The 22,461-nt window shown below is 57.0% G+C and carries 20 protein-coding genes; 7 read left to right on the forward strand and 13 right to left on the reverse strand.

Going from position 1 to position 22,461, the window contains the following annotated elements:
- Positions 1-360: 360 nt before the first annotated feature.
- From ACQZ5Y_RS13380 to ACQZ5Y_RS13415, 8 genes are all read right to left on the reverse strand, one after another.
- Positions 361-2,199, reverse strand: a complete 1,839-nt coding sequence (locus tag ACQZ5Y_RS13380) for a TniQ family protein (RefSeq protein ID WP_174049566.1) — start codon at positions 2,197-2,199, stop codon at positions 361-363.
- 12 nt (positions 2,200-2,211) lie between these two features.
- Complete coding sequence (locus tag ACQZ5Y_RS13385; protein ID WP_174049565.1) at positions 2,212-3,288, reverse strand: TniB family NTP-binding protein; 1,077 nt, start codon at positions 3,286-3,288, stop codon at positions 2,212-2,214.
- Positions 3,285-5,678: a Mu transposase C-terminal domain-containing protein gene (locus ACQZ5Y_RS13390; protein ID WP_174049564.1), complete on the reverse strand. Its 2,394-nt coding sequence runs from the start codon at positions 5,676-5,678 to the stop codon at positions 3,285-3,287. The genes ACQZ5Y_RS13385 and ACQZ5Y_RS13390 overlap by 4 nt, the downstream gene beginning before the upstream one ends.
- Positions 5,678-6,298 (reverse strand): hypothetical protein, encoded by a 621-nt coding sequence (locus tag ACQZ5Y_RS13395; protein WP_174049563.1) that lies wholly within the window; start codon positions 6,296-6,298, stop codon positions 5,678-5,680. Before ACQZ5Y_RS13395 ends, ACQZ5Y_RS13390 begins: the two co-directional genes overlap by 1 nt.
- Positions 6,299-6,374: 76 nt before the next feature.
- A complete protein-coding gene (locus ACQZ5Y_RS13400) occupies positions 6,375-6,533 on the reverse strand; it encodes a hypothetical protein (protein ID WP_174049562.1) in 159 nt (52 codons plus the stop codon).
- A 74-nt stretch (positions 6,534-6,607) separates the two neighbouring features.
- The gene (locus ACQZ5Y_RS13405) at positions 6,608-6,913 is read right to left on the reverse strand and encodes a hypothetical protein (protein ID WP_174049561.1); all 306 of its coding nucleotides are present in this window, start codon (positions 6,911-6,913) and stop codon (positions 6,608-6,610) included.
- 23 nt (positions 6,914-6,936) lie between these two features.
- Entirely contained in the window at positions 6,937-7,320 is a 384-nt protein-coding gene (locus tag ACQZ5Y_RS13410; RefSeq protein ID WP_174049560.1) for a hypothetical protein, read from the reverse strand.
- A gap of 769 nt (positions 7,321-8,089) precedes the next feature.
- Positions 8,090-8,629, reverse strand: coding sequence for a PIN domain-containing protein (locus tag ACQZ5Y_RS13415; RefSeq protein WP_174049559.1), 540 nt, complete (start codon positions 8,627-8,629; stop codon positions 8,090-8,092).
- A 116-nt stretch (positions 8,630-8,745) separates the two neighbouring features.
- On the opposite strand from ACQZ5Y_RS13415, the gene ACQZ5Y_RS13420 reads away from it, so the two are divergent.
- Positions 8,746-8,946 carry a hypothetical protein gene (locus ACQZ5Y_RS13420; RefSeq protein WP_174049558.1) on the forward strand — a complete coding sequence of 67 codons (201 nt, stop codon included), beginning with the start codon at positions 8,746-8,748 and terminating at the stop codon, positions 8,944-8,946.
- A gap of 47 nt (positions 8,947-8,993) precedes the next feature.
- On the opposite strand, the gene ACQZ5Y_RS13425 is transcribed toward ACQZ5Y_RS13420, so the two are convergent.
- Positions 8,994-10,577 (reverse strand): hypothetical protein, encoded by a 1,584-nt coding sequence (locus ACQZ5Y_RS13425; RefSeq protein ID WP_174049557.1) that lies wholly within the window; start codon positions 10,575-10,577, stop codon positions 8,994-8,996.
- A gap of 280 nt (positions 10,578-10,857) precedes the next feature.
- Here ACQZ5Y_RS13425 and ACQZ5Y_RS13430 point away from each other — a divergent pair, with 280 nt between their 5' ends.
- The 6 genes from ACQZ5Y_RS13430 (at position 10,858) to ACQZ5Y_RS13455 (ending at position 17,660) form a co-directional block, all read left to right on the forward strand.
- The gene (locus tag ACQZ5Y_RS13430; protein WP_174049556.1) at positions 10,858-11,463 is read left to right on the forward strand and encodes a hypothetical protein; all 606 of its coding nucleotides are present in this window, start codon (positions 10,858-10,860) and stop codon (positions 11,461-11,463) included.
- Positions 11,464-11,473: 10 nt separating this feature from the next.
- A complete protein-coding gene (locus ACQZ5Y_RS13435) occupies positions 11,474-13,333 on the forward strand; it encodes an AAA family ATPase (RefSeq protein WP_174049555.1) in 1,860 nt (619 codons plus the stop codon).
- Positions 13,334-13,456: 123 nt separating this feature from the next.
- Positions 13,457-14,503, forward strand: coding sequence for a PIN domain-containing protein (locus tag ACQZ5Y_RS13440; RefSeq protein ID WP_174049554.1), 1,047 nt, complete (start codon positions 13,457-13,459; stop codon positions 14,501-14,503).
- A gap of 92 nt (positions 14,504-14,595) precedes the next feature.
- Positions 14,596-15,549 carry a hypothetical protein gene (locus ACQZ5Y_RS13445; RefSeq protein WP_174049553.1) on the forward strand — a complete coding sequence of 318 codons (954 nt, stop codon included), beginning with the start codon at positions 14,596-14,598 and terminating at the stop codon, positions 15,547-15,549.
- Positions 15,550-15,552: 3 nt separating this feature from the next.
- Positions 15,553-16,821, forward strand: a complete 1,269-nt coding sequence (locus tag ACQZ5Y_RS13450) for a HEPN/Toprim-associated domain-containing protein (RefSeq protein WP_174049552.1) — start codon at positions 15,553-15,555, stop codon at positions 16,819-16,821.
- Positions 16,822-17,108: 287 nt separating this feature from the next.
- A complete protein-coding gene (locus ACQZ5Y_RS13455; protein WP_174049551.1) occupies positions 17,109-17,660 on the forward strand; it encodes a hypothetical protein in 552 nt (183 codons plus the stop codon).
- 2 nt (positions 17,661-17,662) lie between these two features.
- Here ACQZ5Y_RS13455 and ACQZ5Y_RS13460 read toward each other — a convergent pair whose 3' ends face one another.
- Genes ACQZ5Y_RS13460 through ACQZ5Y_RS13475 form a run of 4 tightly spaced genes read right to left on the reverse strand, consistent with a single transcriptional unit; the run spans position 17,663 to position 22,141 of the window.
- Positions 17,663-18,214, reverse strand: a complete 552-nt coding sequence (locus tag ACQZ5Y_RS13460; protein WP_211380933.1) for a toll/interleukin-1 receptor domain-containing protein — start codon at positions 18,212-18,214, stop codon at positions 17,663-17,665.
- Between the two features lie 12 nt (positions 18,215-18,226).
- A complete protein-coding gene (locus ACQZ5Y_RS13465) occupies positions 18,227-19,678 on the reverse strand; it encodes an SIR2 family protein (RefSeq protein WP_236762887.1) in 1,452 nt (483 codons plus the stop codon).
- Positions 19,679-19,680: 2 nt separating this feature from the next.
- Positions 19,681-20,157: a TIR domain-containing protein gene (locus ACQZ5Y_RS13470; RefSeq protein WP_174049549.1), complete on the reverse strand. Its 477-nt coding sequence runs from the start codon at positions 20,155-20,157 to the stop codon at positions 19,681-19,683.
- Positions 20,158-20,212: 55 nt separating this feature from the next.
- Positions 20,213-22,141 carry a UvrD-helicase domain-containing protein gene (locus ACQZ5Y_RS13475; protein WP_174049548.1) on the reverse strand — a complete coding sequence of 643 codons (1,929 nt, stop codon included), beginning with the start codon at positions 22,139-22,141 and terminating at the stop codon, positions 20,213-20,215.
- Between the last annotated feature and the right edge of the window lie 320 nt (positions 22,142-22,461).

A 22,461-nucleotide genomic window follows, 5' to 3' on the forward strand; every position in this document is an offset into this window, starting at 1 on the left:
GAAAGACGTTAAACTGCTGGCTGACCGATTTTAGGTTTCGGACTGGCCAATATTTCGTTGGCCAGTCCTTAGTTGGTTCTTCGTATCAAACTGTGCGATGACACAAACTATGCCACCGATTAACCAAGAATATTGCGTAAATTCAACAGCTACCATGACAATAAGATTGCCATCGAATTTATTGCTTAGTGTCATTTGATCTCGGAGACCCTACCGGCCGATTACTGGGTTGGCCGCAAAGCTGCGTGGAATGGGCGGCGTCGGGCGCCTATGGGACAGTGGAGGCGATTTGGCGCCTCACGTCACTTGGGCTCAGAGAATCTCATCGCCTAGAGGGTGTCGCTATGACGGCGACCCTTGTCACTCAGAAGGAGAAACTTTGCCTTCGGGCTGACGCAGCGCATTTTCAAGATCGCGCCGATCATAGAACAACGCTCTCACGTCCTGGTAAGGATAGAGTGGAGCGAGCTTGGCCGAACGGATTGCTTCGCGCACCTTCCTTTTTGTTGCGCCAAATTCATGCATAGCGTTGGTGAATGTGATGCACCTTGCCTGAAATGCTTGCGCATCGCTGCGCAGAATAAAACGCTGTGTGCCCCTGAACCGGACGCCGACATCTGACGTGGTGGCGAGGGCTCCGCAGTTCACAAGACCCAATGGTACTTCGCGAGACATCTGCCACGATCTGGCAAGCTGGTTTGCAGAGATTCCCACGTCATTGTCCACGAGAACGCTGTCTGCGACTTCAGCCGGATCGACCAAGAAAGCCGCTAGGCCAACCTTGGATTTGTCCCATGCAACAGTTTTCAACTGGTCGGTATGAAGGAGATCTAAGATATCCGTGAGCTTGCATCCAATGGATTTGGAGGTCGCGATAATTGACTTGAGTTCGCTTGCATGGACAGCCGTGTTCGCCTTGCCGCGGATCGTATCGAGATAGCTTTCGATCTCACGGCGCGAGTGGCGTTCGTTAATTGCAACGCCATTCCCAGACGTCAATGCCGGGAGGAACATACCGGCGTCCCGGTAGCGCTTGAAGTTTGGATAGGTCACTCCGAGCAGACTGGCAGCCTCGGTAGGCAGGAGCCAATCGTCCAACGAAGCGAGAACCTTTAGAGCAACATCTCTGTGAATCGCTCCGCCTGTGAGCAACGACGAGTCGAGCAGTCCACTGGCGACAGCCATTTTCCGAATATGGCCAGGCCGCACCGCGGTCATTCTCCGAAGATCGTTGTCTGACAGATAATTTGACTCCGTCCGCCGGCCGAAAATTTCGGCAACCTTCGCCAGTGGGAGCGTATCGAATGCATGGGTTCGTATCAAATGTTTGACCCTTTTCCAGGCCGGGTCGTTAAGGCGGACAAGGATCGAGTATAAGCGGCCATACAGTTTCCGCCCTCCGTCGTCTGGGCTAAACACTGCATGCCGGGAATGCATGATGTCCTGGAACTGTCTCAATCCGCTCTCACCGTGCCTGAGAAACGCGTATCCGTCATTGGCAGCTTCCCAAAGCTGTCCTTCGCTCAAGTCGGTCTCAACGACATCGGTCCCGAACAGCCTCACTGATCCCATGAGTTCGCAGAGGTAAGCGCCGTGGTTCAAAGGCATAGCGTTTAGGAGCTCACCGTCGGTTCGGTGACCATCCAACCTTCTAAAGATAAAGTGCTCGAAGTCGGATGCTGCCCTGGTTGAGTTATCGGCTAGTGCATGACGCAGCTCATCGAACAACTCCTCGAGACTCTCGACAAAATCGTGATTGCGAGGCGAATGTAGTGGGCTGGGTCCGAGATCAATGATCGGACGCTGATGCAGGGGGCATGTCCGCAGAAATCGCAGTGCCCAGATGCGACGCATGTAGCGCCTAACTTCTGGCAATCGGTCGGTGGCGCCGTCATCCGCCCGAAAGCAGTCCGGACATATACGCATTCGTGTGCGAGGGTAATTCTTCCTCGGGAAAACTTCGCCCTGCACCTCAAGCCCATTCGCTGTCTCCCGGGCGGACGCCGCGCGCAAACGGACTGCTGGAATCGCACCGTACTCTGCGAGTTCCCGGATCGCATCTTCGGACCCATCAATGACGTCTTGGAACCGAAACCCCATATCCTTGCAGAAATCTGTGGCCGTCGTCGCATTCGCAGCCGCGAGGCGCGCACAATAACTCGTCAGGCTTTCGTCATCGAAAAGGGGTACGCGAAACATCGTCTTTTCCCCTTACTTCGCGGGCTTCGGAGATACCGGGCCAAACTTACCCTTCCGGTTGATCGGACGGTAAATCTTTCGCCAATCGGCACCGGCGGCCATCACATTCTCGTCGGCGTCGTAGCCGCCGTTCACGAGACGTCGATAACCTTCCTCCCAGTGGTGGGCACTCAGAACCGCATCGTCGTGTTCCAACGCATCCTCGATTGCGTGGTAGATCAGTTCCATCACCATTCCGAAGCGAAAGTGGCAGCCCCAGAGCAAGCGCTCGATGAAATCCACGACGACCTTGCCCGACATCTGAAGGCCAGCGCGATTGACCACGAGCTCGATGATCAGTTCCGCGATCATCTTGTCGTCGTCCTCGAGTGTCAGGTCCACCAAGGGAAAGTCATCGACGCGTCGCAGCATCTGATCCTTTGGATCGCGCAGCTGGATGTCCTTGATTTCCGGTAGACCGACCAGGACGACGAATATCGGCCAGCTGCGATCGCCCTGTAGAAGGTTTTTGATTGCGTCCGCAACATGCGTCGGCCCCTTTATCTTGGGCGCGTCCAACACATGCTGAAATTCATCGATGATCACGACGCGAGTTCCTCGCCGCTTGAGGACCCTCCTGACGATCTTCATGAGCGAGTTCTCGGACTTCGCAGGCGGAACCGGGTATTCCATGCCCTGCAGCATCGCCTCCGCCAAATCGATGATGGAGGCCTTCTGGGGGGCTTCTACGTAGAGAACCGGATGAAGGAAATTTCCATAGCCGTCAGGAACAGGCTCAAAGGCAATATCGTCCTTCAACCGCTGAACTATGTGGGTTGATTTGCCGACCCCCGACTCCGCGAAGATAGCCACCGCGAAAGTTGCCTGATCCATCCCGGCAACAGCACGCTTCATTCGAGTGAACGGTATGTCCGAGAGCTGGTCGTTTCGGGTTGGAAGGTAGGCGGACTTCACACGCTTCATGGTCTCCATAATGCGGCGATTCTTGTCATCCAGACCACGCGCGACGCTCGCTGCAACGAGCTGTACATTGGGGTCTTTTTGGCCTTGGAATTCGGGTTTTTCCCGTAGGATCGACGCTATGCTCATTCTTCTTCGTCACTTCCGTATGCTTTGAATTTCGGTACGCGGCCTGCCTGCCGCTTGCCCGTAGTCTGGCTTTTCGGCTCTGTCGGCGCTCCACGCATCAGATCGCCGACCTTCGGAATAAGGTATGGCTCCTCCTTCTTCGCGCGCGGTTTCGTTTCCTTTTTTGGGGCCGGGGTCTGCAGAGGATCGTCGATGCCATCCTGCGCGCGACGACGGGCGAATCTTTCTGGATCGTATTCTCCGCTACCTGGCGTGAGCGGGTCAGCCGTTTCGCCAGCACCGGCGTCCGCGTTGGAGCCGCCCTCCGGTTCCTCACCGTGGAGATGGTCTCCATCGTCCTGATTTTCGGCGAAGACGTCCTCCGAATGATCCAGACCGTCGATCAGGAAGGTCTCCATGTCGGCTTCGGTGGTGGAAAAGTCTGGTCTCGTCCGGCCGCTCACAACGTATCCCCGGATGGTGTTTTTCTCGAGGTTTTCGTAGTCCTCGCTGGTGACGATATGAGAAGCTACGCTGTGCTTGTCCTCGGCGATTTTCGCTATGGACATCACGTCCTTCTTGGCCTGTGCGACAATCTCCGCGTCCTCTGTGTCACGCTGCGAGTACGCCTCGTCGAGCCGCTTCTTTATAGCTGCCCACTCCGTCGCGGTTACTTTCTCGAAGCCGGGCACCGCGGCGTTGACCCAGAAGACGCGAGTGTCGCCCTGAAGCCGAACGCCAATTGCGCCGAGATCGTAAGGGTTGGCCCTGACGTGCACACGGGCATGGCCACTGTCCTCAATGATCTTCTGGAGAGTGCTGTGATAGTACGGAATACCGAGGCAGACGACGCCGTGTCTGGTTATCGCACGGGTGCCAACGCGGAACCCGAATATCATGCCTTCTTTTGCTGGATTCAGCAGCGCTTCGACAGGTTTGTCTCTTGTCATCTGGCTCCAGGCGTCGATTGGCTTTTGCCCATTTCCCAGACCCCGGTGCCCCGTGAGATGATAGGCATCCACAATCAGCCGAACCAGGCACTTGGCCAGCTCCTCGAAATCCATGGAGGCATTCGCCACTGAATCGTAACCGCCACGGACGATCGGGTTTGAAAACGTCTGGCCGGAGAAGAGTTTCAGCCACTTTTTGCCAGTCTTGAAAAAGCGTTCGATGCGACCCCGAAGACGGGGCGTTTCAGCTGGCGGCATGATATGGCTACCGCATAGTGCCACAACGCATTCATGAAAATCATTGTCGAGGTAGGCTGCACCGTGATCGGTCGCCACCTCACGCGGAATGCCGAACTGGATCCATGGCGCCTTGGTACCGGCAGCTTTGGCGTATTCGTCCTTGGGCATCACCGCCATATGCAGCGTCTCGATCGCGGAACGACCCTTGGGGTCTGAGTCCAGAAAGCGGAGAGCCAGGATAGATCTTGTGCCACAGTCGATGGCAATCGATGCCCAGAACCGCCTCTTGACGATCTCCTCCTGGATCTCCTCAGCGATGACGTTCCAGAGACGGGTACCCTTCAACATCGCAATGATGTCGAACTTGTCCTCGTCCATTTCAATCCGGTCGAGCGGGGCGTATTTGCGGTTCGCGGTCTTCGAGAGCTCATACTTGTCGCGTGTCGCGGCTTCCCCTAGGTGACCGAGGTCGATGAGCATCCTCTTCTGTTCGGCAACGCGCCTGTAGAATGTCCGGCTCTTCTTTGGCAGAAACAAGGGGTTCGGACTGTCGGCATTGTCTTTCACCATGGCATCCCAATGTGCCGCGATGTCCGGTCTCTTGTAATTGGCGAGCTTTCGCGCCTCCGCATCGAGAAACCTGTTTGTCTCTTCTGGTAGCCGTCTCTTGCGGGGTGTCTTGTGTGCTGGCGAGCCGCCATACATCAGGCAAAACGGGCTGCGGCCACCCTTCTCGAAGCGGCGGACGAGGCGGATAAAGTTATCCGGCGTTCCTAGGTGATGGGTCTCAATGATCACCTTTGGCTGGCCAGCGCGAGGTTCGGGTAGCAGCGCTTCGTAGGTAGCCTGATATTCAGCGATGAACTCACGGACGCTGGTCACGGTCTTCTGTCGGCGCCCGGCTTCCCATTCCTCGAGGAATTTCGTCAGCATTCTCGCGCGGTACATAATGTGCTTCGGAATGATGTCGGGATCGAGCGATCTCTCGCGGCGTTTCTTGATCTCCTGATGCGCGTAGTATCCACGATGAACGATCATGGCCCGGCGCTGCACGAACTTGAAGACTTCCAAGTCCGTCATCTCATCCGTGGTCTGGGCGCCGCCGATCTCTTCGAAGACGTATCCGTCGCCGTCTGATGCGGGGTACGCACGAAATACCCCGCCATTCATCTCGATGCGATCCAGCGGTGTCAGATTCACCGTCGTGAACTGCTCAGCCATTAATGAAGACTCCGCGCGCGAACGAACGAGACCGGCGTAAACGTCAGCGACGCGTCTCCAACGACATGGTCTACCAAGTGATCCCCCATAAGGTTCCAGAGTGCGATCATCCCGTCGCCCTGGCTGCCAAACTCCTCCAGAAGCTTGAACGCCTGGACGGGTTTGTCCTTCGATCGCAGCAGTTCCAGGAGGCGCTGGCAGTCAGGAGAGTTCTTGAGGAGCCGCGCGGCCAAAATTTCACGCGCCTCGTAAATTTTTGATTTCGTGATTTTCTTCTCCGTGAGGATTTCGATGCGATCTGCGTGATAGTCCAACTGATGGTTACGAATGTCTTCAACGATGAGCTTCAGTTCACCGTGGTGGACTTTCGATTCCGGACGGACGCAATAGAGGATGACAAAACCATTCATGAACTCGACGCGAAGATCGACGTAGTGCAAATGGATTTTTCCCTTTGAGTCAGTGTACGGGATCGGCCCATACTGCGCCTGGACCGAGCGGACGTTCGGCATCGACCAGAAAACGCGGGCGCAATCCGCCTCGAACTGGCTCTCGAAGACCAACCATTCATTGGTTCCGGGCGCGCACATGACAATGCGGCAGGTCGCCGTGGTCTTCATGTTGATGCGACGCGCTGCAGGCGAAGCCTTCATTTCATGGAAGACAGGAAGATCCTCCAGTGAGTCGGCGAACGCCTCATACTTGTGAGCTCCGGAGATCGGCAGGCATCAGTCCACCGCGGTAGACGTTATCCGGGTTCGCGAGATAGGTCTTGCGTTCATAGGGAAGGGCCCACGGGGTATATCCGTGGCGGGCGAAGTGAAGAGCTTCGATCTGGTTCAGAACCTGGATCACGGTGGCGTCCTTTCTTTGGCGGATTTGGTGTCTGCTAGTGGCGGTTCAGCGCGCCGGCGGCGCATTGGCGGATTTCAGTCGTCGGCCCCATCGCGGTAGACGGCGGGATCGATGATGATCGAGAAGACCTCGTAGCTCAGGCAGAACAGCTCCGGCGGATCCAGCTCGAGACGGGCGTTGATCTCATCGATACGCTCCGCCATGTCTTCCCAAGCCTGGCGCTTGCGCGACGGATCTGCCTTGGCGATCTCGATCGCTGCTTCCAGTTCCTTGGTCTCAAGCTGCGTGTAGCCGAGTTCGTAGCGGCGGCGGCGCGCAGCAGCCTTTTCGGGCGACAGCGCCTCGGCGAAGTTCGGGACAGTCTTCTTTTCGGTAGCCATTACGCCTCTCCTTGGACTGTAGGTTAGGCTGCGAGGCTCTCGATGATGGTCTCGGCGTGCTTGATCAGCTCGTACGCCGAAACCTCCTGTTCGTAGCGCATGTGGTCGATGTATTCCGGCGGCAGACTGAGGACGAGCGAGCGGAACTCGTCCAGAGACGGGCGCTTCGGCGCGATCCCGGTGCGCATCGCGTCCTCCTCGATCAGCTCGCTCAGGACACGATGGAGCTGGCGGATGGAGGGGCGGCGGGGATCCGCGTAGACGAGCGCGAGAGCGCGCTGCAGGTTCATCTCGTCTTCTGAGAACCCGTCCGCGGTAGGCTGACGGGACCATTCAAGCAGGGCGGCGCGGTGGTTTGCCGGGACTTCGACGGGGTGACCAAGGCGCGCGTATGCGTTCTGCGACATTGTGCAGTTCCTTTCCTGTTCGGAGCGATTGATTTTGGTGGAGGGGAGGGATGCTCCGCTCCGGATCAGCGACGGGCGCCGACTGATCCTGAACGCCGTCATGATGCCGCCGGGCACGATGCCGGAACACCATGCGAGGCCGTGGACGCAGTTATTGCGCCGTGGCCTCGGTGGCTTGTCGCGTCGAGCGCGGGAACTGGGGGAAGCGAACTTCGAACATGCTAGTCAACCTCGTCATTCAAAACATTAGTTCTGCGAGAGAGGAGAGCCGGGCCTCCTAGAGGCCCCGGAATGATCACCGAGTGCCTAGGCGGCTTGTTGGCGGCCCTTTCGCGCCAAGTATGTCGGTGTAATTCGTTGCATGGTCTCTGTGTCCTTTGGTGCTGACATCCGGCCAGCGCGGCGGCATTGATTGCATATGTTTTAATGCCGGACAACCGTTATTTTGCTGCGTATTTTTCCCATCATCTTGAAAGGAAACGGTTATTTGCAAAATGGTAACCATAATATGGTCAATTTTTGCCACCGGCCCTGGGTGCGCTGCGTAGATCTACGTAGCAAATCGGCCTGTATCCGCATTTTAGGATGGAGTGACCGTTCCATTTCGATACGTACGAGGTGTCGACCCGCACTGGCCTTGGCCACGGCGACAGATTTGGCTGGGGTGTGCGAAACGAGCCACATAAAGGGTTAATGTGAAGACGCCGACGTTGTTGGAACGCGGCAGGCAGACCAACCTTCAACTTGTCGAATTAGCGGATAAGTGAAATCATTTGAATACTAAGCAGTTCCCGATTTCCTCGCCTGATGTAAACTGCCATTCGTTCTCAGCTGGTACGTGCCAGCGGCGGAGGAATGGATCGTAGACTCCGGGTAACGGGAAGCTTTCGTGAATGACCATGAAATCTCCGACGTCCCGGGTTACTATCGGCATCCGGTGATGAATGGCGATGGCAGCTATCGCGGGGTCGCAGCCGAACCTGAGAGGATCGTTCGGTTTGGTCGTTCTCCAGAACCTTTGCAGGCGTGGAACCGTCGTCATCCGTGCGATCAGCCTGATCACCTCATCAGTGATGGGAGGAACATACGGTTGGGTGGCAAGCAGCCTATCCAGCCATGCGATGAAGCGTTCAGCACGCTCAGGCTCGCTTTTGGCGAGCATCCTAGCCCCGCGCTCAAGTTCGAAGATCGCGGGAAGGGGAATTGCAACGACCTCGTTGGGCAGCGAGCGCAGGAACTGCTTCACTTCCTCGCTCTTGTTTTTTCCGCGCGCCTCGCTCAGCACGCTCGTATCAAGCAGGAGATGCATTTCGATGGCCCCGGGTCTCGGCGGGGATGGTCCCGGAACACGGTTTACGAAGGATTAACGCACTAGCCGGAATGGTTGCGTTGCCCTAGTTTCACTGCAGATAAAGGATTCGAACGATGTCTGGCCAAGGTCGCGCCAACCGATGGACACTTGAGGAAGCTCGGGCTGGGTTCGATGACCTGCTCGAGGCTGCCCGGACGTCGGGGCCACAGCTCGTCGAGGACCCAAAGAAACAGGGCATTTTCACCGTATCCTTCTCCTCAACAGAGCCTAAGCCGAGCACCGTGAAGTTCCTGCTCGAGGATAGCGCCGAGTAGATCGGTTGTAGCCTCGCAGTTATCGTGGCCCCACAGGTTCGCGAGGATTATCGGGGCAGCCTGACAAGGTTCGCGACTCCGGACAGAAAATCGCCCGGCTCCTGCATCAATGCGATCTCGATACCGGCCAGATTGCCATATTTTTCCGCGAACTGCTCGAACGACTTCTCGATGTCGGTCGGCTCCAGTGCCTCAATCACGGTTTTTGACGTCTGTTTGGCGTTGATAGGGCTTTGGGTGCCGGAGTTCGTCGAAATTGCAACCGGGATAAAAACGCCTACCCACATTCCAAGCAACTGAATCGCGCCAATGAATGCGCTGCGGACCTCGACGAGGTCGTGCGGATGAGGTTCATCAGTGGGGATATCAAAGAATGCGCCCACACGCTGCATGGTCGCGCCGATGAATTTGACTGCCTCTTGGTCACATCTGAGGTCGGCGAGCGCAAAAGCCTCATCCTCGTGTCCTAGAGCCTTCTCGATGGGCCGCCAGCAACCTAGAAGTTCGAGAAATTCGTCCGCCTCCGATGTGTCCGTGGTAGAAGATTGATCGGATACTTCATATCCAAACGGTGGCGATCCGGCATCGTTTTCAAACCGCATGGTGAAATCGCGGTTCCCGATGATGGAAGCAAGCTTGAAGAACCCTGTCCACTGGTGGGCGGTATGCGCTTGGTCGGTTGCGTAATCGTCGGATTTTCGAAAAGCCCAGGAGTCCAGCCTCAGCACCACATCTCCATACGGCGTTTGTGCGAGAAAGCCAAAGTCCTCACCTTCACGCGCTGGCGGCACCACCGCGTAGTTCGCCTGCAGCATGACATAATCTGCAGAGTTGTCGCGACCACGATAGAACAGGATAATGCCCTTGGACGTAGGCGGGATGATGTTGACCATCTTTTTCGCCGACGTGGCGACGGGGAAATCTAAACCAAATCTCCGCTCATTGACGACGAGGTCATGAACTTCGACGGGCTCAAGCCCAAGGAGGCCGTCAATCGCGGCGCGTGATTGGGGAATGCTGAACCGCACATTGAACCGATTAGGGGTAAAGCCGAGCTCTCGAAGTTGATGCGATTTCTTCGCTGAATATTCCAACATTCCTTCTCCACCGAGATCGAAGAGCATTGTCCTGAAGAGATCCGGGTCTAAGGAAGCGCGTAATGCGTGGGTAGTTTTGAAAGTAATATTCTTGTTGTTGAGCGATTTTTCTCCTGCGGATGCCCGGCGTAGTGCTTTCAGAACCCTGGCGAGCTGATCATCGATCAGATGAAGTAGATACAATTCTACTGGTCGATCTTTGTGATCTACTTTAAATATGGCGATCACTGCGGGTCTTGTGTCTTTCGCCAGACGCTCGGCGACGGACAAGCTCAATTTCACGGTGTCATTCTTCAGTAAGATCGATTTGAGTTGAACAATCACCTGCAGAGGAGGAGAACGGGTGTCGATTGAAGCGCCGTCGCTGTTTGCTGCATCTTCCAGTCTCGATTCAACAACGAAATCTTTCCCAGTCATATCGGGCGTAAGCGAGCTGCACTCGAATTGCGACTGACGGCAAATCATCTCGAAGGCCAGCTCACCGATCCTGCCGATGTTTGCCAGACTGGCACCGTCGTTCCTGTATTCTGGCATAGGTGTCTGACTTTGCGAATTGCGTGAGGTTTTTTCTGGGACGCCTCATATCGTTGATATGCTACTGCGGTCTTAAGAGCGCGCGACCGTAGATGCGCGCCAGCGCACCAGATCCCTAAACCGACGCTATTTGGGTTTTACCGTACAAATCGTTTGACGGCATGTTTTTTGTTCACTATACGTTCCGATCATGAAGCTCACTCAACGACAATACCAACGACGCACCTGACGAACCGCCGCAAGCGCGGCAGTCCTTCAACCGTGTCGAGGTATTCTCACCATGAGTTCGGAACGCTTCCATCAGCGCGGCGGCGAAGCTGTACGCGTCGAGTACACAGCCCATCCTCCCAAAGCCACGATTTTCTGCAGAGGCACCGCCGCCTTCCGATCCCGTCTCGCACGCGATCTCGCCTGCCTCCTCGACGTCGATTCCGAGGTGGAGGGTTGGGAATGCCAGCCGTTCGAGCTGGCGGTGGGCGATACTCTTCATACGCCTGATTTCCTGGTGACCTACGTTGGGGGCGCCCGGTGGCTGCTGGATGCGAGCGATGCGGGCGGCGATCCCGACGTGACCGATGCGGCAACGTCGCGTGGGTTCAATCATCGATATGTGGCTCGCGACAAGATCGAGACCGGCTACCGGCTCCGCAACGCACGAGACCTTCTCCGATACGGCAGTTTTCGATGCCCTTTGGGTGACAGAATACGAGTGATGGCCGCTCTGGACGAAGTGGGCTCTTTCACCGTTGCCGAGGGCCTTGGTCTCTTCAGGGAGGGCCCGCCGATGGCTGGCCTAGCTTCCCTGGTGCTTCAACGGATCCTCTCTCTGGAGCTCGACGATGCCCTAATCAGTCCCGACACTCTCGTGCGACGCGCCGACAGATAGGAAGCCAGCCATGAACCTGACATTCGTAGACCGCGCTGCCACAATCGAGATCACGACTTACACGCACGGAGTCAAAAGCGCGCTTCGTAAAGCTGGTGTCTTTATCCGTCACGAAACATCCGTCGGCCTCGAAGTGCCTCCAGGCGCGAGTGCGAGCAGGTATGCAGACGCCGTCAGATCGGTGTTGAGAGCAAACAACAGGGCCGACCTTTACACGCAGATCACCGTGGAGGCCTCGAAGAAAGGGCATGGGGAGTGGCAGCCCGCCGCCGATGTGCTGATCTCGAAGCCGGGCGTTGTCCTGATCATTCCAAATGGGATTTCAGTTCCTCGAGAGATCAGGATCGCTTTGGACGAAATCATCAGGATCAAGCCCATGAAAGCTGCCCATGTGGCAGCCGCGATCAAATCCGCCACAGGAATCCCGGCTTCCATCGACGAGGCCGAGGCACTGATGCGCTATCCTCCAGAACTGATGTTTTCGGCGTTGAGACCAGGACGGAGCATCACGCATGCTCTGGCCCGGCTTTCCACCAACGACGAAGTGCAGCAGGAAGCCCCTCGAACGCCGGAACGTGGCGTCGAAGATCTGCCGGGCTTCGGCAAAGCAACCACTTGGGCTCTCGAACTGGCGGACGATATCCGGGCCTGGTCCGCAGGAACCCTCGAATGGCAGGACGTCGATTGCGGTCTGCTGCTCAGCGGGCCGCCGGGTACGGGCAAGACCACGTTCGCCGCCGCCGTGGCGGAGACCTGCGGAGCGTCATTCATCTCGGCATCTTGCGCGCAGTGGCAGTCACACGGTCACCTGGGCGACTTTTTGAAGGCTATGAACCGGTCCTTTGCGGACGCTGCGGAGAAAGCGCCTTGCATCTTGTTCCTGGACGAATTCGATGCCGTGGGCAACCGGTCCAAATTTCAGGGCGACAATGCCAGCTATGGCGTGCAGGTGGTCAACGGACTTCTCGAAGCCCTCGATGGATCGAAACGCCGGGACGGCGTTGTTGTCATCGCAGCGACAAACCATCCGGATGCGATCGATCCGGCGTTAAGGAGGCCGGGTCGGTTGGATCGACATATCGAAATCGAGCTCCCGAGCTTTGAGGCGCGGAAGGGAATCATTGCGCTGCATCTTCGTGCCGAGGTGCCCGACGATGTTCTTGCTGAAGCGGCGAGGGCGACGAGTGGCTATTCCGGCGCTGACCTCGCTCAGCTGGCCAAGGATGCCCGCAAGAGGGCTCGCCGCGGTCGACGCTCGGTATCGGCGGAAGACCTCAAGGCTGCCACGCCACCGCTGCTCGTGATCGATGATACGCTCAGATATGCCGCGTGCGTGCACGAGGCTGGGCATGCTGTGGTCGGTACCGAGCTGGGATTCGGTAGTGTGGAAATCATAACGGTGCTCCGAGAGCTGAGCCTATCTGGAGATCGTGCCGGGTATGTGGGATGGCTTCGTCCCAATCCGCTTTACCGATCGCGAGATTCCTACCTTAATGAAATCGCGATGTTCATGGCCGGGCACGCGGCAGAGGCTGTCATCGTGGGATCCGTTAGCGACGGTTTCGGCGGCAGCAAGGGATCTGACCTCCACCGGGCGACTGATGTCGCTACGTTGATGGAGGCGAATTTGGGTCTGGGGCAGGGGCTTTCCTACAGCAGCGTCAATAGCTCCGAGGAGCTCGAGAAGCTGAGGCGGTCGGACCCGGTGCTTCGGCGCCGTGTGGAGAGGTTGCTGGGGGCGGAGCTGGAACGTGCCAAATCCATTGTTCTTGCCAGGCGCCAGCACGTCGAGGCGCTTGCGAAAAACGTTTTTGAGACGGGGGTAATGGGTGGGCGCGATGTTGAGTTGCTTCTTGCACCATTTCGGTGACGCAGGCTTGGGCCGGATTGCCTAGAAGAGAATTTTTCCTATGCTTTGTCGAGCGACACAATCCAGTTCTAAATGGTCACGGGATCCATAAGCGAGCAGAAAGACACGTCCGAGGGCCGTTCGTTGGAGACCAGGCATGTCTTTCTTGACACCGATGCCTTCCGGCAGCTCGGCCACAATCCTGATGCGGCGCCTCTCGTGGAATTGGGCAAAAAGATTGCCGAAGGCCAGCTCATCCTGCACATGACCGACATAACTTTGGCTGAGATTAGACGCCAGTTATCGGAGCATATCGCTGAGGCCGCTCGAGAGGGGAAGGCCGCTCGGAAAAGTGTCTTCAAATGGCGCCAACGGCATCCTGCTCTCGTCGCGGACATACAGGACATCGATGTCGCGGCAGTTTCGGCTGCCGCGTTCGAGAAGTTCAGACATGCTGTCGAAGAAAAATGGAATGCGACCTGGCACGACGCTACGTCCATCTCATCGTTGAGCATCTTCGAAGATTACTTTGCGGGACGACCACCTTTCTCCCAACCAAAAAGCAAAGAGTTTCCGGATGCCTTCGTCATCAAGGCTTTGGACGAATGGTGCCAAGAGCGGGGCGAACGTCTCTATGTGGTCTCCAGAGACAAGGCTATGCAGCAGGCTGTCGAAGCATCCCCAAGATTGATTTCGGCCATAAATCTGAAGGATATCTTGGCGGCTGCCACGAAGGTCTGGACACCGGATATCGTCCGCAGGGCTGGTGGACTCCTGACGAAGAAGTCGGTGATCAATGACCTTCAAAATGCGATAGAATTAGAGATCGACGACCTGATCCCGGTGTACGGCGGAGACTTCTCAGAGGGCGAGGTGACAGGCCACTCGATGTCGGGAGACATTAGAATAGCGAGCTACGGTGTGATTGCGGCCACATCTGAGGAGTTAAGCGTCATAATGGATGTTTATGTGCCGCTGACGATCGAGCTCTCCTATGAAGATCGATCTGGCGCGGTTTATGAAAATGAGGACGACACCTACTATGGGGGCGAAACAGCGGAGACGGAATTCCAGGATGATCCTGCGGTCCGGATTTTCGCCCGGCTACGTCAGCAAGCTCCTCACGTCCAAGCCGTCGAGATCTTGACCGGCGAAGTAAGGGTTCACGAACCCGCCGAAAACTATAAGTAAAACGCGCCTTTTCAGTTCGCCAGGACAATTGGCGAGCCCGAAGCAAAGTTCCTGCGAAAGCCAGAATCGATCTAGGTTCCGTGGAAAGCGCATTGATTGACAAGAAGCCGAAATTGGAAAAACAACCAAAGAGTATGGGGCCGACTCCGAGCGTGAATCCGTGCTCGGTGATCGACCCTTCTCGAAATCTACACGTGGCTATCTCGAGAGCCGAAATAGAGCGAGACAGGATCATCGCCCCCGAAGTCGAATTGCGGAAGACCTATGCGCACGCCTTCGCACACCCGATGCTCGCGACATCGCCTCCCGTGGAAGAAAACACTCACCATCCAGCACCGTGGCACGTAATCTCCGCGCCCGGCGTTGTGGAGACCGCAACCGTCGAAATGGTTCTTTCCCCCCGAGAAACGAACAGCATTGATCGCCTCGGACATGCCCGGAATGTGGTTTCGCTCATTCGCCTTCTAGCAGGATCGCCCGTTCATGCCCCTGTGTATTCGGACATCGCGTTCTCAGAAATGGCAACAGCCAAGGGCATTGAGGTCTGGCAGTTCGAGGCGCCGATTGACTGGTCCATCTCTCGGGTAAAGCTCGATGATGAGATGCTCGCCGAAATCGAGACGATGCTTGTTCCACTACAGACACTGCTGCGCAATGAGGGGTTCAATTCTGCATTCCGCCTTGCCGACGCCATGTGGTGGCTTCCAACACTCGACGCACAGATGGTTGCCATCTGGACAGCTTCAGAAGCACTCATGAAGCCTGATCGGAATGACATGACGAAGCAGCTCGCCCGTTTGATCCGGGCCTACTCCGGCGTGTCCCGACAGGACGGCGACAACTGTTACCAGCGTGTCATTTCCCTCTGCCGCGCGCGCGGAGAGGCAGTCCACGCTGGTGTGCAGCCGCGACCGCAGGATGTTCAGGAATCGTATTATATGCTCCGGCGGCTTTTGCTCAGGGCTTTGGCTGAAGGCGCCGTTCCGGGCCGATTGGAAACGATTACGCCTGTGTGGCAGCATACCGCCAAAAAGGGTCAGGACTGACGCATGGGGACATCGATTGAGCTGACCATAGGTGGGGTTTCCCTGTCGTATGCGAAGAACAACATGGGCATCGATTTCGGCTTTCTGTTTCAGGAGGGAGACGAGACACGTCGAAAATTAGACGGCATAGACTACGAATATTATGCGGATCATCCGGAGTTGCAGGATAACTTGCATGAGCACGAAGCGGTCTTTGCCCGGCCACTTGCCCGCATGTTGCCTCGTCTCGCATTGCTGAATTACAGCATAGAAACGGCACGCGCCGAATACGAATCTATTGTCGCCGAGGCTACGGAGACGCGATCCTGGGGCCCGCCGCTGGCCGGCCCTTTTCTCACCTTTGACGAATACTGCGAACTCGTCTGCCGCTACCCGCTCGATAGTCTTTCCCGTGGCTACATAGAAAAGGATGAGGAGGCGAAAGGCCGCCTGAAATTGGAGACGGATTTCGATCGTGTTCCGTGGACGGATAATTCGGATATGTTCTGGTCCGAGGTCAGCTATTTCGGCGCGAAGCTGGCGATCCTGAGTGCGGAGTCGATGCTACACGTTTTCGCGCTCAATCCCGACAATCTCCCCGTCGACGTGGTGTGGGAGTTTGGTCCCCTTGTTCATGCAGGCTGGGAGTGTCGTGAGGCGTTCCATCCTGGGGTGAGGCGCAACCATAAAGTCTTGATAGCTACGGAGGGTGCTTCCGACGTTCGCATCATAAAGCGAGCGCTCGGTATTCTGCGTCCAGACGTCACCGATTTTTTCAACTTCGTGGATGTCGACGAGCGTCATCACTTCTGGGGCACTGGAAACCTAGTCAAGTTTGCAGAGGGGCTGCTACGCATCGACATCCACAATAAGGTGCTGTTCGTTTTCGACAACGATGCCGAAGGTGTGGAGGCTTATCGAAAACTCGAAGCGCTCAATTTGCCATCAAACATGCGTTCGATGGTTCTTCCCAGCCTCGACGAGCTTCGAAATTTTCCAGCACGCGGCCCGGAAGGGGTGAGTATCGCAGATATCAACGGGCGTGCTGCAGCCATCGAGTGCTATCTGGACCTTAATTTGCCAGCCTATCCCCCGGCGCGAATCCTCTGGAGCAATTACAAGGCCGACATCGATGCATGGCAAGGCGCTTTGGAATTCAAGGAATCCTACCAGCGTCATTTCTATGACCAGTCGCCTGAAGCGATCCGGACGGGGCCATACGACGCCACCAAGCTAGTGCAACTTCTCGACAGCTTGATTGCTGAAGCGGCCGCTGTTCGTCCGTCAGTCTGAAGTCCAGTCTCCAGATGCAAAGTTGGTTTTCCGCACCAGATTGGATCGCGGTATCGGCATGAGCCAGAGTTGAGAGGCCGTCGAAGCGCGAAGGCGAAACCTTACCCACTATCGTCTCTGTCGGTGCATGGCTCGGAGTACTGCCGCCGATCGGTACAGGAATTTCGATCCCGCTTTCAGAATCAGGATATCGTGGATCCAAGGAAAAGAATGCGGGATTGCCCATGGGATTTCTTCTGGAGGATTACGTTAGGTCAAGGGCGCGGTCGTCTGCAAAAGCCACCGGCATGTCGGCTGGCCGGATTTTAGAGCGCCAGGCAAGGTCGGCATTGCCACGCTATGATGTCTTCCTCTCCCAAGCGATTAGGGACGAGGATCTCGTACTTGGTGTTTTCAGCATCCTGACCGAGGATCTCGGCTTGTCCGTCTTTTGCGATTGGCTGGAGTCTTCACAAGCCGATCACAGCGTGACGACGCCTGCGGATGCCGAACACATCCGGCGGATGATGGTTGCCTCGACCGCGCTGATTTTCATCGACTCGGAGCATTCCAAAACCTCAACCTGGATGAGCTGGGAGATTGGCTGGTTTCACGGGGCCAAGAGGCGGGTTTGTGTCCTTCCCGTCGTTCGAAGCAAGGCTAGTCCACACCGGGGCCGAGAGTTTCTTGGTCTCTATCCGGCGGTCGAGGAGGACGATCGATTCACCCTGCGCGTTCCCGCGCGAATGACGGATATCGCTGCCCGCTTCCCGCCGGGAACGCCGCTCGGACTGGCGACATCGATGCCGTTACGGTTGTGGGCAACGGCCGAAGCACTCCCGGATATTTTCCTGGCGTGAACCTATCGCTTTAGCCAGGCAGACAGCTCCGTAGCAGTGTTTTTTCGGTGATCCCACACCATCCAGATTTCTTTCTGGTAGTCGCTATGCTTTCCCCACACGATACGATCGTAGAGGCCCAGATATTCAGAATTTGCCCATGCCTTGTCTTGGGCGCTGTCGGCTGACGGGAACAGTGCAATATTGGAAAGGTTCTTGTAGGCGTCCCCCAGACCAAGTTCCCACGGAACCCATTTGCTGTCCTTGCTGTTCTTGCTCGTGAGCAGCACGAACTTCTTTGATTGGCGGATCCTGGTTTTGAGGAGGTCTGCAGTCTTGACGTTCGTGTAAGGTGGCATTTCGGGATCTATCTCATCAATGTACACCTGCGCCCCATGCCCTTCCAAGACAAGAATCGCACCGACGACGAGGTCGTGATCCTTGCTCGAATGGGACAGGAACGTTGCGCCCTCTGGAGATCGTGACCGCGCGGTCATGCGGATGTGGGCCTGTTCGGCCGGCGTCCGCCGGCCGGAGAAGCCACGCAGTTCTGCGGATGTTATGAAGTCTACCAAGGTGCCTACCTGCTACGATGCCTTCGCCAGCCTGTCGAGAATGCTCTTCACCGTGGCCAGGAGTTCGGCGTCGGTCGCATCGGTGTCCAGCAGTGCGTTAATTTCGTGATCCAAAGGACGACCCGGGCGCGGGCCAGAGTAAGGCGTTGACGATCCCACTAGCTCTCGGGCGATTTCTTGTGCTGCGCCACCGAAGGCTCCTATTGGCAAGACGAAAGAACCCGCCTCTTGAGCAAACTTGAACTCCTCGAGCACGCCACCGGCGGCGCTTGGCGCAAGAGTATCCATCTTCAGGCCACCGAGGAAAATGCTGACCCCTGACATGCGCGCCATCTCGGCACGAAGCGCATCCCACTGAGCCTTGTTGGCTGGTTGGCCAGGAATTGGCTGAGGGAAGGGGCGGGCAATCAGCCTTCTGTCGATGTCCCAGCCACCATTTGCTCGCAGTGCGGTCATGAAGCCCGAGACCACTGCGGGGCCGAGGAGGAGACCAGTGCCCGTGACAAGATCTCGATTGTTTTCACCGATCATCCGGCCGATAGCCTCGGCAATGCCATAAATGCGAGCAGTGTTGTGGATCCCGGCATCGAGCGGCCAACTGCCGCTGACAAACACACGCTTCGCAGCCACACGCCTTTCCACTTCGCGAAGCAGCTCGGGAACTTCCTCATAGTCGTCTACTTCGACGGCAACGAGCCCATAACGTCTGAGATCCTTTGCCCACAGGTTGTGTTGGGCCAGGCGTGCCCTGAACTCGCCGTCTGTCTGGAAGTCTCCGGCCTTCGGTGGCTTGAGGATCGCGAAGTGCTCCGGCGGCGCATCCGTAAAGCTCTCTCTTATAAGAGATAGGACGTGGCGGATATTGGGATCCGTGAGGCTGAGGCCGACGAAGAGCATGGACATGCTGCTGAGGTGAGCCTCAAGCAGCGGGAGGAATGCCTTGCGTTTTGTCCGATACAGCTCGTAATCGTCGGTGGAGATGACGATGTCGTCGAGACGATCCACTGTGCCGTGCATTTTGTAAAGGCGCGCCGCGCCCGGCATCGACTTGAGCGAGAGGTCACGTCCGGTAGAAACCGAAGTCAACGGTCGTCCGATCTCGGTGAACGCGCGTTCGACCAGGCGGTCGTAGTTGGTCGTCCAAATGTGGCGAACGGGAAGCCGGGCGAGAGTCTGGACGACGTCCGGAAGGGGGCGCTCAAGTCCGATTTCCCGCCTGATAACGCTTCGAACGCCAGTAGCGGCACCAGTCTCCAGGATGTGCCATTGAGCCAGGGCTGCGAGATCCAGTATGTCGCGCGAGTTGACTCCGATCTCGGCGCCTATGTCAGTGAGAAGCTCTGACCACGATGGATAGCCCGCCGCCATCGATACTCCGGCGCCCACGAACACGGCGCCAGTGCCATCATGCAAGGATTCAGGAAACTCACGGAGAAATCGAGTCCTTGCGGCGTTGCCGGGCATCTTCATCTCCCCGCAGCGCGAGCTGCCCTCTCGATCCAGGAACTGATGTTGTTGTAGCCATCGTCATTGACCCAGTCGTAATCCCCATACCGGAAGTTCAGCGGTGAGCCATCTACGGCGAAGTTGGACAGTGGATTCCGTCCGGGGAAGTCCGAGCCAACCCGTGGGTCTCGAATGTTATGGATGTCGATGGCGAGCAGACCCTTGCCGAGCTTGTAGCTTCGCTCGATCTCGTAATTAACCCACTCACGGGTGGAGGTTTCATTTCCGTACAGAACGACTGTGACCGAGGTTCCCACGAGCTGCTCCTCGATCCAGTTCGCGATGCCGCCAGCACGGCGCTTTACCGTCTCGAATTCGGCCTTGTCGTAGAAGGGAGGGGCTTCGCCTCTTGCTCGAACGATCCACGAGTTTCGGACTTGGTTTACGCGAAATACGTCGCGGTCGTAGTGAAAGCTGAAGAATACCTTGCGCGTCAATTGATGTCCCCCGACTTGTACGCGAAATTCGACACTTGTCCTGTCTGCTGAACGTCTACTTTCCGAACAGCCACCCCATGATGCCTTTCCGACGTGGCTTCGAAGCGACCGCATCTACGACCTCTTGTGGCTGGCGAGATGGTGCGGTCCGTATGGGAGCGGCTGTTGGAGCCGCCTGAGGCGCTGCGGTCGGCCTGAGGTGGCTCGGACGCGCCGCGGTAGTTGTCTGTCGAGCCTCGACGCGTTCTCTCTGCGGCGGGATTCCACGCTCAATGAAGTCCGTGATGGAGGATGGTAGCTCCAGAGATTCTTTGGCGCGTGTTAGCGCAACATAAAGAAGTCGCATCTCGGCCGGATCAGGTCCGCTACTTTTCTTGTCGGTCGGACTGCTGCGGAGGAAGTCATCCATGAGCCGAACAGATTTCCACTCGCGTCCCTTTGACTTGTGAGCTGTCGATATGACGAGATCAGCCTTCTCCTCGTCCACGGTCTTGTTCAAAGCCCACATCAACTGCTTCTCGCCCCGTTTTTCGACAAGGTTGACGAACATGACGAGATGCGCGCCTTCGTCAGTGCGGGCGAACTCGACGACTTCGACCCACGACTTGAAGCCAAAAAACGCAGGGCACGTCGACGGTTCATTCTCCTTCAGGGCCTGGACGCCGCGGAGCATATCCATCAGCTCAGATTTGTCGCCCACGAGGTGTGGGCGACGGCCAGCGTCGAGTGCCTCGATTACGGCGCTGATGGTAGTGGCGTTCGTGCGCGCCAGAACCGCAACCGGATTGGCGATCGTGCCGATCCGGCTGGCAATGCCCGCGTTTCCTCTGACTGGCTGGGTCTCGCCGAGCTTCACCAGCATCTTGGTCGCCAAACCTGCTATTCCGTTTCCGAAACGGAATGAAGTCGTGAGATAGGTGCTTGCGTCAGTCTCTATGGATTCCATCGCATTCACGGCGCCCCGCCACTCGTAGATCTGCTGATATCGATCACCGACGTAGATCAGCTGACCGCGCTGCCGCTGCAGGATGTCGAGCACGACAGGATTGGTGTCCTGTGCCTCGTCCAGCATGATGTAGTCGGCGGCGATTATGGGACGCGATAGTCCCCAGAGCTTGAGATACCCGTCGTGTCCAAGCGGTAGGGGATCTCGCTCCGAAAGCATGCGGCTCCAGACTTCCCGGGCACCGTCGAGCGCAAAGCCCGTCACTTCCTCCAGAATATCGTCGGGGGCGGCTCGGAGCGCGCCGAGCGTCGGAACATGCTGAGGGCCAATCTCGTCGTCCGCACTCTGGGCGTAGCGCCTGATGGTCTCGAGATACAGGTAGCCCTGGGAATCGGGTGTAACGGCATATTTGTCGCCGAAGCGGCGGCGCTTGATGTCGAGAACCTCGACCAGTTGCTTTGCCGTGCACCTGTTCGTCAGCTTGCCGATATCCTGCTTGTATCCAGCGGGCGCCGCCCGAAATGCAAGGCTGTGGGACGTGGAGCAATCGACTGTGTCCGGAAACTTCTCGCCAGCGTCGGCGACGATGCTCTTGTTGAACGCCAGATACTGCCCCCGGAGTCCCGTGGCGTTCGCAAGAAGCTGGAGTGTCGACGTTTTCCCAGATCCGGCAAAAGCATTGATCTTCAGAGACTTGCCTTGCAGGAAGGAGTCGAGCGCAGCAGCCTGTTCGTCGGTTGGCGTGAACTTGGGCTTCTTGCGGGTGCGAGGCTTCGTGTGGACCGCACTGGCCTTGATGTCACCTCTACGTACTGAGCTCGATGCCGCTGACCGATCGAAGAGGTCGGTCTGCCTTGCTGGCGCTTTTGCAAGCGCGGCGGCAACCCTTTTCCTGAGGTCCGGAGTCTTCTGGTTCCTGTTCCGGAACGAGAGCTCATGATCCAGAAGCTTGAGGTATTCGTGGTCCTTGCCCCGTGACGCCTTGCGGAAAACATCCTCCAGTTCAAGAAAAGTCATGGAAATGAAAGGGCGCTGCACGATCTGTTATTCCAACGTGACTGATTGGGAGCACTATCAACCACGGGATGCACTTTCACAAGTGAGGAGAGGAGCCTACGGCCTCATCCACTTGATTTTCACGCATGGGAATTGTAGTGAGGTACCTGAAATCACGATAACCGGGTCGGCTGAGGCCGGACGGCCGTGAAAGCGCCCAGGGTGCCGGGACAGGCGTGAAATACCGCTCCTCCCGGCATTCCGACCACTTAATACTCCTCGAGAAGTCCCTGCGCGGCCATCTTATCGATGACCAGTACATTCACCTGTCCGCCACCAAGGACGCGCGGACCGCGGGCACC

This window comes from Agrobacterium sp. A3-95 (genome assembly GCF_053521785.1).

Excerpts from the sequence above, each read along its gene's own strand:
- ACQZ5Y_RS13420 (WP_174049558.1), top strand. The coding sequence starts at position 8,746 with ATGTCTGGCCAAGGTCGCGCCAACCGATGGACACTTGAGGAAGCTCGG.
- ACQZ5Y_RS13430 (WP_174049556.1), top strand. The coding sequence starts at position 10,858 with ATGAGTTCGGAACGCTTCCATCAGCGCGGCGGCGAAGCTGTACGCGTC.
- ACQZ5Y_RS13410 (WP_174049560.1), bottom strand. The coding sequence starts at position 7,320 with ATGTCGCAGAACGCATACGCGCGCCTTGGTCACCCCGTCGAAGTCCCG.
- ACQZ5Y_RS13455 (WP_174049551.1), top strand. The coding sequence starts at position 17,109 with ATGTCGGCTGGCCGGATTTTAGAGCGCCAGGCAAGGTCGGCATTGCCA.
- ACQZ5Y_RS13415 (WP_174049559.1), bottom strand. The coding sequence starts at position 8,629 with ATGCATCTCCTGCTTGATACGAGCGTGCTGAGCGAGGCGCGCGGAAAA.
- ACQZ5Y_RS13380 (WP_174049566.1), bottom strand. The coding sequence starts at position 2,199 with ATGTTTCGCGTACCCCTTTTCGATGACGAAAGCCTGACGAGTTATTGT.
- ACQZ5Y_RS13465 (WP_236762887.1), bottom strand. The coding sequence starts at position 19,678 with ATGCCCGGCAACGCCGCAAGGACTCGATTTCTCCGTGAGTTTCCTGAA.
- ACQZ5Y_RS13425 (WP_174049557.1), bottom strand. The coding sequence starts at position 10,577 with ATGCCAGAATACAGGAACGACGGTGCCAGTCTGGCAAACATCGGCAGG.
- ACQZ5Y_RS13395 (WP_174049563.1), bottom strand. The coding sequence starts at position 6,298 with ATGAAGACCACGGCGACCTGCCGCATTGTCATGTGCGCGCCCGGAACC.
- ACQZ5Y_RS13405 (WP_174049561.1), bottom strand. The coding sequence starts at position 6,913 with ATGGCTACCGAAAAGAAGACTGTCCCGAACTTCGCCGAGGCGCTGTCG.
- ACQZ5Y_RS13390 (WP_174049564.1), bottom strand. The coding sequence starts at position 5,678 with ATGGCTGAGCAGTTCACGACGGTGAATCTGACACCGCTGGATCGCATC.
- ACQZ5Y_RS13385 (WP_174049565.1), bottom strand. The coding sequence starts at position 3,288 with ATGAGCATAGCGTCGATCCTACGGGAAAAACCCGAATTCCAAGGCCAA.
- ACQZ5Y_RS13435 (WP_174049555.1), top strand. The coding sequence starts at position 11,474 with ATGAACCTGACATTCGTAGACCGCGCTGCCACAATCGAGATCACGACT.
- ACQZ5Y_RS13450 (WP_174049552.1), top strand. The coding sequence starts at position 15,553 with ATGGGGACATCGATTGAGCTGACCATAGGTGGGGTTTCCCTGTCGTAT.